Origin of the sequence: Pseudobutyrivibrio ruminis HUN009, from assembly GCF_000703005.1 — a bacterium.
GTDB classification, from domain to species: Bacteria; Bacillota; Clostridia; order Lachnospirales; family Lachnospiraceae; genus Pseudobutyrivibrio; species Pseudobutyrivibrio ruminis_A.
On record NZ_JNLH01000001.1, the window covers coordinates 1,834,649 to 1,846,284 of the forward strand.

9 protein-coding genes are annotated in these 11,636 nt (G+C 39.7%); all 9 read left to right on the forward strand.

The window, feature by feature from the left end; all coding sequences use genetic code 11:
- Positions 1 to 107 precede the first annotated feature (107 nt).
- Positions 108 to 1,337: a tetratricopeptide repeat protein gene (locus tag BO15_RS0108235; RefSeq protein ID WP_033153893.1), complete on the forward strand. Its 1,230-nt coding sequence runs from the start codon at positions 108 to 110 to the stop codon at positions 1,335 to 1,337.
- The gene (locus BO15_RS0108240) at positions 1,324 to 2,703 is read left to right on the forward strand and encodes a CapA family protein (protein WP_052169853.1); all 1,380 of its coding nucleotides are present in this window, start codon (positions 1,324 to 1,326) and stop codon (positions 2,701 to 2,703) included. The genes BO15_RS0108235 and BO15_RS0108240 overlap by 14 nt, the downstream gene beginning before the upstream one ends.
- Before the next feature lie 42 nt (positions 2,704 to 2,745).
- Positions 2,746 to 4,290, forward strand: a complete 1,545-nt coding sequence (gene gpmI / locus BO15_RS0108245) for a 2,3-bisphosphoglycerate-independent phosphoglycerate mutase (RefSeq protein WP_033153894.1) — start codon at positions 2,746 to 2,748, stop codon at positions 4,288 to 4,290.
- Positions 4,291 to 4,356: 66 nt separating this feature from the next.
- A complete protein-coding gene (locus tag BO15_RS0108250; RefSeq protein ID WP_033153895.1) occupies positions 4,357 to 5,223 on the forward strand; it encodes a phosphoribosylaminoimidazolesuccinocarboxamide synthase in 867 nt (288 codons plus the stop codon).
- A gap of 27 nt (positions 5,224 to 5,250) precedes the next feature.
- Entirely contained in the window at positions 5,251 to 6,696 is a 1,446-nt protein-coding gene (purF, locus tag BO15_RS0108255) for an amidophosphoribosyltransferase (protein WP_033153896.1), read from the forward strand.
- A 12-nt stretch (positions 6,697 to 6,708) separates the two neighbouring features.
- Positions 6,709 to 8,160, forward strand: a complete 1,452-nt coding sequence (gene purB / locus BO15_RS0108260; RefSeq protein ID WP_033153897.1) for an adenylosuccinate lyase — start codon at positions 6,709 to 6,711, stop codon at positions 8,158 to 8,160.
- Positions 8,161 to 8,289: 129 nt separating this feature from the next.
- Complete coding sequence (locus BO15_RS0108265; RefSeq protein WP_033153898.1) at positions 8,290 to 9,291, forward strand: ABC transporter ATP-binding protein; 1,002 nt, start codon at positions 8,290 to 8,292, stop codon at positions 9,289 to 9,291.
- Position 9,292: 1 nt separating this feature from the next.
- Positions 9,293 to 10,159: an ABC transporter permease gene (locus BO15_RS0108270; RefSeq protein ID WP_033153899.1), complete on the forward strand. Its 867-nt coding sequence runs from the start codon at positions 9,293 to 9,295 to the stop codon at positions 10,157 to 10,159.
- Positions 10,159 to 11,625, forward strand: a complete 1,467-nt coding sequence (locus tag BO15_RS0108275; RefSeq protein ID WP_081828603.1) for a GldG family protein — start codon at positions 10,159 to 10,161, stop codon at positions 11,623 to 11,625. The genes BO15_RS0108270 and BO15_RS0108275 overlap by 1 nt, the downstream gene beginning before the upstream one ends.
- Positions 11,626 to 11,636 lie beyond the last annotated feature (11 nt).

The window sequence follows — 11,636 nt, forward strand, 5'->3', positions numbered from 1 at the left end:
CTAAAGTTTTACATGCGCACCAGTTTCTGGTGCGCTATTTTTGTTTTAAATAAGTTCATTTTATGATATAATTTGCGCTGATGGACGTTTTGTCCTTGGAGGAATTTATGAAACGAAAATTTCGTTTATACTTTATGTTGGGCCTTTGCTCACTTTCACTTATTGCCTGCGGCAAGAAAGAGGAAGAGGAAGTAGAGGATACAGTAGATACTACTGAACAGGTCGCATTTGACGACGTGGAAGTTGAGGATTATACAGTCCTTTCATATAGTGAGCTTGAAGTTCTTGCATATGAGGACGACACTGACGCACAGGTTATGCTTGGTCGTATGCTAGAGTACGGCACAGAGGATGTTAAACAGGATTTTGCAGAGGCGATTTCTTGGTATCAAATGGCATCTGATTCAGGAAATGTTGACGGTACATGTGCACTTGGCTATTTCTATTTAACAGGCACAGGCGTCGAGCAGGATTTAGAAAAAGCAGAGGAGCTTTTTGATGCTGCCATTGAGGGTGGCTCAGATAATGCTTACGTTGGCAAAGCCAGAGTTATAATGGCTTCATTACCAGAAGCGTTTTTCGCTGATGAATCTGATGAGGATATCGATATCGCTGACACAGATGAATCAGAAGAAATAGAAATCTCATCAGAAGATGAAGAAAAAGCAGAAGAAGCTTATGATTACATATACAAGGCTCAGATTGCTGGAGATATCGATGGTACATATTATCTTGGGTATGCATATGAGCATGGTATTGGCATTGCACAGGATTACAAAAAGGCTTTTGATTACTATTCAAGAGTTACGAAATCAGACAGCACAGATTTAGCAGATCAGTATGCTATCAATCTTGCTAATACAGCCGTTGGTCTTCTTTACGTAAAAGGCAATGGAGTAGAGGTAGATACAGAAAAGGCTATTGAGTATTTCACAGCTGCTTCTGACAACGGCTATGCTAAGGCTAGCTATTACCTAGGCCAGATATATGAAAATGGCTTAGATGTTGATAGAGATTATGAAAAAGCGATGGAGTATTATCTTATCGCAGCAGATGCAGACTACGCACCAGCTCTTAACCAGATTGGTTACATGTATTACAATGGATTTGGTGTAGATGTAGATTTTGCATCGGCAGTTTATTACCAAAAGCTTGCAGCATTGCAAGGTTATGCAATTGCTCAGGTTAATTTAGGTTTTCTTTATGAAAACGGGTACGGGGTTGAGAGGAATTTGGAAACAGCTTTGTCGTATTATGAAATGGCGGCTGATTCGGGTTATGAAGGCGCTATGGAGGCTGTTGTCCGAGTAAAGGCACAGATTAATGAAGAAATGTAACTTTTGCATAGCGATAGTTACGGTTGTTATCTCTTTACTAACAGGATGCGGACACAAAACAATTGAGGTTGATACCGTAAATCTAGAAGCTAATGAGCCGGAAATCATTGAGATTGCGGATTTAACGGACGCGTGGGACACCATATTAAATAATAGTACAATCGAGTTTATAGGAGGTCATCCTATAGACGAGTCTTTTCTTGCGATGATTACATCTGAATATGGCGAAGATGTAATTGAGGAAATTGCTAGTTATGCAAATTTCCAAACGCCAGAAATTTGGTATCAACTTACTGGCAAGAGTATTCATGTGCTTTGGTACGAGTATTGCATGGATACAGGCTTGCAAAGTTATTCCTATGACAAAACATACGTAATTGACAAGCCAATCTATGGAGACATAGTTCTTGATTTTACTGGAGATTTGTCGTTTGCAGAAGGAATAGCCACAACAGAATTTATGGATAGCCAAATCAATGGAATAGAAGATTGCTTTTCAGCAGACTTGCTAGAAGAAATGCGAGAGGCAGATATTCTTCTTATAAATAATGAATTTGCCTATACAAACAGAGGGGCTCCTCTTGCTGGAAAGGCATATACATTTAAAGCAGATCCAAGTCGAGTTGCTTTACTGGAAGAGCTTGGAGTTGACGCAGTTAGTGTAGCCAACAATCATGTCTATGACTATGATGAAATTGGATTTTTAGATACATTAAATACCCTAAATTTACAAGGCATCCCTTTTGTAGGGGCAGGAGTAAATCTTGAGGAAGCCAAAAAGCCAATATACTTTATTGTTGGTGGCAGAAAGATAGCCATTGTGGCAGCTACTCAGATAGAAAGAACTCTTAATTATACAAAGGAAGCCACAGGCGTTACGCCAGGTGTTATGAAATGCCTACACCCGGAGGCCTTTTGTGAGACTATTTCAGAGGCGAAAGCAAATGCAGACTATGTTATTGTTTTTCCTCACTGGGGTACAGAAGGCACTGCCAATTATGGTGGTGACCAGACGGCACTTGCTAGAGCATTTGTTGAAGCAGGTGCAGATGTAATAATAGGAGGGCATACCCATTGCCTTCAGACAATTGAGTATATGGATGATGTGCCTATCTACTACAGCTTGGGCAACTACTGGTTCTCAACAACCAGCAACATGCCATCATCATACGATACAGGATTAGCACAGATTCATATAAAACAGGATGGAAGCATAGATTCATACTTTATTCCATGTAGTTTTAATGCAGGAGTTACAAGCCTGCTTGGTTCAGAAGATATGGCTTACAGCAATATCATAGATGGTCTGAATACCTTGTCATCATCAGCAAAGATTGATAAGGACGGACGTATTAGTAAAAAATAAATAGTTTTTTCTGGCGTTTGCCAGATATAAGGAGGATTTACTATGAGTAAGAAACCTGTAGTACTTATGGTTCTCGATGGATATGGTCTTAATGACAATCCTAAGGGAAATGCCATTGCAATGGCAAAGACACCTGTTATGGACAAACTTATGGCTGAATGTCCATTCGTAGCAGGTCAAGCATCTGGAATGTTTGTTGGACTTCCAGATGGACAGATGGGTAACTCAGAAGTTGGACATATGAACATCGGCGCAGGCCGCATTATTTACCAGGATTTAACTCGTATTACAAAGGCAATCAATGATGGCGAGTTCTTCGAAAATAAAGTTCTACTTGAAGCTATCGATAATGCAAAAAAGACTGGCGGAGACATTCACCTTTGGGGTCTTCTTTCAGACGGTGGTGTACATAGCCACATCGAGCACCTTTACGGTATGCTTGAAATGTGCAAGAAGAACGGTCTTACAAATGTATTCGTTCACGCTTTCCTTGATGGACGTGATACTCCACCAGCATCTGGTAAGGATTTCTTAGAGGCACTTCAGTCTAAGATGGACGAAATCGGTGTTGGTAAGATTGCTTCACTTTCTGGTCGTTACTACGCAATGGACCGTGACAACAACTGGGACCGTGTTGAGAAGGCTTACAACTCCCTTGTTAAGGGTGAAGGCGTTCTTGCGACTTCAGTGTCTGATGCAATGCAGAAGTCTTATGACGATGGTGTAACTGATGAGTTCGTTCTTCCAACAGTTATTACAGATGCTGATGGAAAGCCTCTTTCAGTTGTTAAGAATGGTGATTCGGTTGTATTCTTTAACTTCCGTCCAGACCGTGCTCGTGAAATTACTAGAGCATTCTGTGATGACAAGTTCACAGGCTTCGATAGAGAGTTCTTAAATCTCTATTATGCTTGCTTCAAGGATTACGACGAGACAATCCCTAACAAGCACATTGCTTTCGAAAAAGAGAGCATTTCAAATACATTTGGTGAGTTTTTAGCAAACAATGGTTTAAAGCAGCTTAGACTTGCTGAGACAGAAAAATACGCACACGTTACATTCTTCTTCAACGGTGGTGTTGAGGAGCCTAACAAGGGTGAAGAAAGAATCCTTGTAAACTCTCCTAAGGATGTAGCTACATATGACCTTAAGCCTGAAATGTCGGCACCAGAGGTTGGAGCAAAGCTTGTAGATGCTATTAAGTCTAACAAGTACGATGTAATCGTTATCAACTTTGCTAACCCAGACATGGTTGGTCATACTGGCGTCATAGAGGCAGCTGTTGCAGCTGTAGAGCGTGTTGACTCACTTGTAGGTGAAGCCGTAGAGGCAGTTAAGGAGATGGATGGAGCATTATTCATCTGTGCTGATCACGGTAATGCAGAAAAGATGATTGATTATGAGACAGGAGAGCCACACACAGCTCACACAACAAATCCTGTTCCATTTATCTTAGTTAACTACGATAGTGACTACACACTCCGCGAGGGCGGTGCTCTTTGCGATATCGCTCCTACACTTATCGAAATCATGGGTCTTGAGCAGCCAAAGGAGATGACTGGAAAGTCACTTTTAGTTAGAAAGTAGTCATTGGCCCCTTAGGGGGCACGATGATTATAAATAAAATAGAATAAAAAGAGAGAGGATTTGATTATGAAACCAATTAAAGAAGGAAAAGTAAGAGAAGTATACGATAACGGCGATAGCATTATTATGGTAGCAACAGATCGTATATCTGCATTCGATGTAATTCTCAAAAACAAAATTGTCAACAAGGGTGCAGTGCTTACACAGATGTCTAAGTTCTGGTTTGAACTTACAAAAGACATTGTTCCAAATCACATGCTTTCAACTGATGTAAAAGACATGCCAGAGTTCTTCCAGAACGATGAATACAAGGGCAAGTCAATGATGTGCAAGAAGCTTACAATGCTTCCAATCGAGTGCATCGTACGTGGTTACATCACAGGCTCTGGATGGGCCAGCTACAAAGAGAACGGTACTGTTTGTGGCATTAAACTTCCAGAAGGGTTAAAGGAATCAGATAAACTTCCTGAACCAATCTACACTCCTTCTACTAAAGCTGAAATTGGTGATCATGATGAAAATATCTCTTTCGAGCGTTCCATTGAAGTTCTTGAAAAGGAATTCCCTGGTCATGGCTTAGAATATGCAACTGCACTTCGCGATAACACAATCGCTCTTTACAAGAAGTGTGCAGATTATGCGCTTACTAAGGGAATTATTATTGCTGATACAAAGTTTGAGTTCGGACTTGATGAGGATGGTAACATTGTTTTAGCAGATGAGATGCTTACTCCAGACAGCTCTCGTTTCTGGCCACTTGAAGGTTACGAAGCAGGACATGGACAGCCATCATTTGATAAGCAGTTTGTACGTGATTGGCTTAAGGCTAATCCAGATTCAGATTACCTTCTTCCACAGGATGTTATCGATAAGACAATCGATAAATATCTTGAGGCATACAAGCTTTTAACTGGCAAAGCACTCGAAGTGTAATTCAGATATTATGTATTAGGAGATTTTATGACAGATTTGAAAGTAAAGGACATGCCATGGGACGATTTGCACGAGGAGTGCGGCGTCTTTGCTATGTACGATTTTGACGGTGGAGAGGTTGCCTCCTCGATTTATTATGGCCTTTTTGCCTTACAGCATAGAGGACAGGAGAGCTGTGGTATTGCAGTATCTGACACTAATGGACCAAAACGCAATTTTGCCCTTCACAAGGATATGGGATTAGTAAATGAAGTATTTAATCAGGAAATACTTGAGGGCATGCATGGAGATATTGGTGTAGGACATACTCGATATTCTACAGCTGGTTCTTCTACAAGAGAGAACGCACAGCCACTTGTTTTATCTTATATAAAGGGTATTCTTGGAATGGCCCACAATGGTAACCTTATCAATGCAGAGGAGCTTAGAGATGAGCTTTCTATGACAGGTGCCATTTTCCAAACAACAATCGATTCAGAAACAATCGCATATCTTATTGCAAGAGAGCGTTTAAAAAGTGCAACAGTTGAAGAGGCAGTTGCAAGAGCTTGTGACAAAATAAAGGGTGCATATTCCCTTGTTGTTATGTCACCTAGAAAGCTTATTGCAGCTCGTGACCCACAGGGCTTTAGACCACTTTGCATTGGTAAACGTGATAATGCATATGTAATTGCATCAGAGACATGTGCTCTTGATACAATCGGTGCTGAATACATCAGAGATGTAGAGCCAGGAGAAATCGTAACTATTTCACCTGAGTTTGGTATCAAATCTGATAAGAGCAGATGTATCGATAAGAGCAGGCATGGTAGATGCATTTTCGAATATATCTATTTTGCCAGACCAGACAGTATTATTGATGGACAGTCAGTATACGATGCTCGTATCAGAGCTGGTCGATTCTTGGCACAGGATTCACCAGTTGAAGCTGACCTTGTAGTTGGTGTTCCAGAATCTGGAAACGCAGCTGCACAGGGATATTCATTAGAATCAGGTATTCCATACGGGACAGCATTTATTAAGAACAGCTATGTAGGACGTACTTTCATCAAGCCTAAGCAGGCAAGCAGACAGTCCTCAGTTCAAGTAAAGCTTAACGCACTTAAAGAAGTAGTTAAGGGCAAGAGAATTATCATGATTGATGATTCTATTGTACGAGGCACTACATCAGATCGCATTGTAAAGATGCTTCGTGATGCTGGAGCTACAGAAGTGCATGTTCGTATTTCATCGCCACCATTTTTGTGGCCTTGCTATTTTGGTACAGATGTGCCATGCCGCGAGCAGCTAATTGCCTACAATCATTCAGTAGATGAAATAAAGGATATTATCGGAGCCGATTCACTTGCATACCTTGATTTCAATCGTCTTCCACAGATGGTTGACGGCTTGGAAATCTGCCACGGATGCTTTGACGGCGAATACCCAATGGAGCCACCAACTAAAGATATACGTGGTGAATATGAAAAGTAATAAGGAGAGAATATGAGTACAGATAGATATACAAGCCCACTTTCAGAGAGATATGCAAGCAAGGAGATGCAATATATTTTTAGCCAGGATAAGAAGTTTTCTACCTGGAGAAGACTTTGGATTGCCCTTGCAGAGACTGAGATGGAGTTAGGACTTTCTCAGGATGGAAAGCCAGTCATTACTCAGGATATGATTGATGAGATGAAGCAGCACATTGATGATATTAATTATGATGTTGCAAAGGCTCGTGAAAAAGAAGTTAGACATGATGTAATGAGTCATGTGTATGCATATGGACAGCAGTGCCCAAAGGCAGCTGGAATCATTCACCTTGGAGCTACAAGCTGCTACGTAGGTGATAACACAGACATTATCATTATGAGAGATGCTTTACAGCTTATTCGTACAAAGCTTGTAAATGTTATTGCAGAGCTTGCAGCATTTGCAGATAAGTACAAGGCACTGCCAACACTTGCATTTACACATTTCCAGCCAGCACAGCCTACAACAGTTGGTAAGCGTGCTACACTTTGGCTTAATGAGTTTGTAATGGACCTTGAGGACCTTGATTATGTGCTTTCTACATTGAAGCTTCTTGGTTCAAAGGGAACAACTGGTACACAGGCTAGCTTCCTTGAGCTTTTCAATGGAGATAATGAGACAATTGATAAGATTGATCCAATGATAGCTGAGAAGATGGGATTCAAGGCATGCTACCCAGTTAGCGGTCAGACATATTCTAGAAAGGTAGATACTAGAGTTTGCAATATCTTAGCAGGTATAGCAGCATCTGCTCATAAGATGTCGAATGATATTCGTTTACTTCAGCATCTTAAGGAAGTAGAGGAGCCATTTGAGAAGAACCAGATTGGTTCATCAGCTATGGCTTACAAGCGCAACCCAATGCGTTCAGAGCGTATTGCATCACTTTCTCGTTATGTTATGATTGATGCACTTAACCCAGCGATTACATCAGCTACTCAGTGGTTTGAGCGTACACTTGATGATTCAGCAAACAAGCGTCTTTCAATTGCAGAGGGATTTCTTGCAACAGACGGTGTCCTTGACCTTTGCTTAAATGTTGTAGATGGTCTTGTAGTATACGATAAGGTAATTACAAAGCGTCTTATGTCTGAGCTCCCATTCATGGCTACAGAGAACATTATGATGGATGCTGTTAAGCTTGGTGGAAACAGACAGGAATTACATGAAAAGATTCGTACACTTTCTATGGAAGCAGGCAAGAACGTTAAGGTAGAAGGAAAGGACAACAACCTTCTTGAACTTATTGCTGCTGACGATGAATTCCCAATGGGACTTGAGGAACTTGAGGCTACTATGGAGCCTGCAAGATACGTAGGACGTAGCCCACGTCAGGTAGAGGTTTACCTTCGTGATGTTATCAATCCTATCCTTGAGGAAAATAAAGATGTACTTGGTGTAAAAGCTGAGATTAACGTATAAACGATATATGCATTTGAGCCCACAGAAATGTGGGCTCTTTTTTTCACATACATTTCACATAGATGTCAGATAGGCGTAATATTCATGCTCTACAGTACTATAGACTAAAAATAAAGGAGAATATGAAATATGATAACTGTAGAGCATCTATCTAAACGCTATGGCGATTTTCTTGCCGTAGATGATTTGTCATTTACCATAGAAGATGGTCATATTTATGGTTTTCTTGGACCAAACGGTGCAGGTAAATCTACAACACTAAATATTATAACTGGATGTCTAGCTGCAACCAGCGGTGATATAAAAATTGATGGACACGATATTTATGAGGAGGAGAGGGAAGCTAAAAAGCTTATAGGCTACTTACCTGAAATTCCACCTCTTTATGTAGAACAGACTCCTAGGGAGTATTTAAAGTTTGTAGCGGAGGCTAAGGGCATCGCTAAAGCAGAATTGGAGTCTGAAATAGACAGAGTAATACAAGAAACTCACATCGAAGAGATGCAGAACAGACTAATAAAGCATCTTTCTAAAGGATATAGACAAAGAGTTGGCATAGCACAAGCACTCCTTGGAAATCCTTCTGTAATCATTCTTGATGAGCCAACAGTAGGCTTGGATCCAATGCAGATTATTGAAATCAGAGATCTGATTTCTGAACTTGGAAAGAAACATACAGTTATTCTTAGTTCACACATTCTTTCTGAAATACAAGCTATTTGTGAGAAGGTACTTATTATCTATAAGGGAAAGCTTGTTGTGTATGATGATATTGCAAATCTTGGCAAATCATTGTCATCCGAAAATGAAATTGAAATTATGACAGAGGCTTCAGAAGAAGAAGTGTCCAAGGTGATTAATCACATTGATGCTATTTCTAGTTTTGAGCAAGGGGAAGATGTTGAAAAGTATCATTGTTACAAGCTATCTACTGCAATGGAGAATCCATATGAAGTTTGTGAACTTGTGTTTAGAGCTTTTGTTGCCAATTCGGTGCCACTTGTAAAGCTCAATCCGGTTCAAACATCACTTGAGGATATCTTTATTGAACTGACTTCTTCTGAACAGGAGAGTGAGTTAGAAGAGATGGATTCGGAATACGAAGAATATGAAGAAGAGGAGGAAGACTAAGATGGTGGCAGTATTAAAGCACGAATTGTCATTGTATTATCACAGCCTTACAGGCTATGTTTTTGGCGCCTTCCTACTTGCCTTTACAGGAATAGGAGCCCTTATATATAACATTAATGCATCAGTGGCAAATTTTGAGTATGTTTTAAGTTTTATTCAGATTGTTTTTATTATCATTGTACCAATTCTTACTATGAGAATTATTGCAGATGAAAAGAAGCAGAGAACAGACCAACTTCTCTATTCGTTGCCTATTAGCACAACAGAAATAGTAGTTGGTAAGTTTATGGCACTTCTAGTAGTGTTTGTTGTGCCAATGATTTTTATCTGCGCATATCCATTAATCTTTTCTATGTATGGAGAGGTGTATTTGCCTACAAGCTACGGTACTATTTTTGCATTTATTTTCTTGGGACTTGCCCTTATTAGCATAGGAATGTTTATATCATCCTTAACAGAATCACAGGGAATGGCTGCAGGTATTTGTGTTGTTGTAATGTTATTTAACTATTACTGCACAACACTTGCTGACGCGGTATCATCATCTGCTGTTGGTTCCGTAATTACGATAGTAGTTATAATGATAATCCTTGGCCTGATAATCAAATACATGACAAAGTCAGATGCAATGGGATATGGTTTTTCATTTATAACAATCTTAGCAGCAATCATCCTTTTCTTTGCAAAGCCGGAATTACTTGAGGACTTACTTCCAAAGGTAATGAATCAGATTTCTTTATTTGAAAGATTTACCATGTTCTACAATGGCGTGTTTGATTTGACTGCAATTGTTTACTACATAAGTATCATAGCCTTCTTCTTGTTCTTATGTGTGCAATCATTAGAGAAGAGGAGGTATAACGGATAATGAAGATTCAAAAACCTGATTTTAAAAAGTTTATAGACAAGAACAAACAGCAATTAAATACTAAGTCAGCTAAAATCGGTGGATATAGTTTTGTTATTTCTGTTATAGTCCTTGCTATTGTAATTGCGATTAACGTGTTTATGTCCTTACTCCCAACTACAGCTACTCAGTTTGATATATCAGCTGCTCAGTTGTATTCACTTACATCATCTAGTAAAGCGGTAGTTGGCAATCTAGAGGACGACGTTACTATCTACTGGATATGTCAGTCTGGCCAGGAGTCGACAGTTATAGAAAAGCTATTGGATGTTTACGATTCCCTTTCAGATAAACTTACAGTAGAAAAGAAAGACCCAGATACATATCCAACATTTGCGTCTAACTATACATCAGAAACTGTTACAAATAATTCTTTGATTGTAGTATCAGGGGACAAGAGTAGATATATAAGCTATGAATCAATGTATGAGGCAGATAGTAGCTCTTACTATACAACAGGTTCTGTTTCACAGTCATTTGACGGTGAAAGCTTGATTACAACAGCAATTGATTATGTTGTATCGGATGAACTTCCACAGGTTTATGTACTTACAGGACACGGCGAGGCAGATGTGTCTACAACTATGGAATCAGCTCTTGAAAGCGGCAATATGGAGACAACAGAGTTCTCATTACTTAATGAGGATGAAATACCTGAGGATGCTGATGTAATCCTAATCAACTCACCTTCAAGCGATTTGTCTGAAGAAGAGGTAACAATACTTGAAGATTACATCGATAATGGTGGTCATATTGTAGTACTATCTGGTACACAGCAGAAGGGTGAGCTTACAAACTTTGAGACCTTGTTAGCCTATGTAGGTGTATCAATGACTGACGGTATTGTCATCGATACCAACAGAGATAACTATGCATTTGATTATCCTTATTTCCTTCTTCCAACAATTGAGTCTTCTGATATTACAGATGCCCTTATTGAAGAGAACAGCAATGTAATTATGCCAATTGCAGCAGGATTAACTATTGAGAACACAACAGGCTCATATACAGTAACATCTCTTCTTGATACATCATCTTCAGCTTATTCAAAGGCTGCAGGTTATGATATCAGCACATATGAGAAGGAAGATGGAGATGTTGATGGACCATTCTCACTTTCTATTGCAGCAGAGAATAGCAATGATGGTTCACTTGTATGGATTGCTTCTGATTACCTATTGGAGGATCAGTACAACTCATATTCATCAGGTGCAAACAAGGACTTCTTCATGAATGCAATGTCATGGAAGATGACTGATACAGAATCACTTTCTATCAGATCAAAGTCACTGGATTACAACTATCTGACAATCAGTGCGTCAGCAGCTACACTTCTTAAGGTAATTATGATTGGTGTGCTTCCGGTAGGATACTTACTATATGGAATTGATGAAGTTGTAAGACGAAGAAAGGTTAGCCTGGAATAGGGAGGATTATC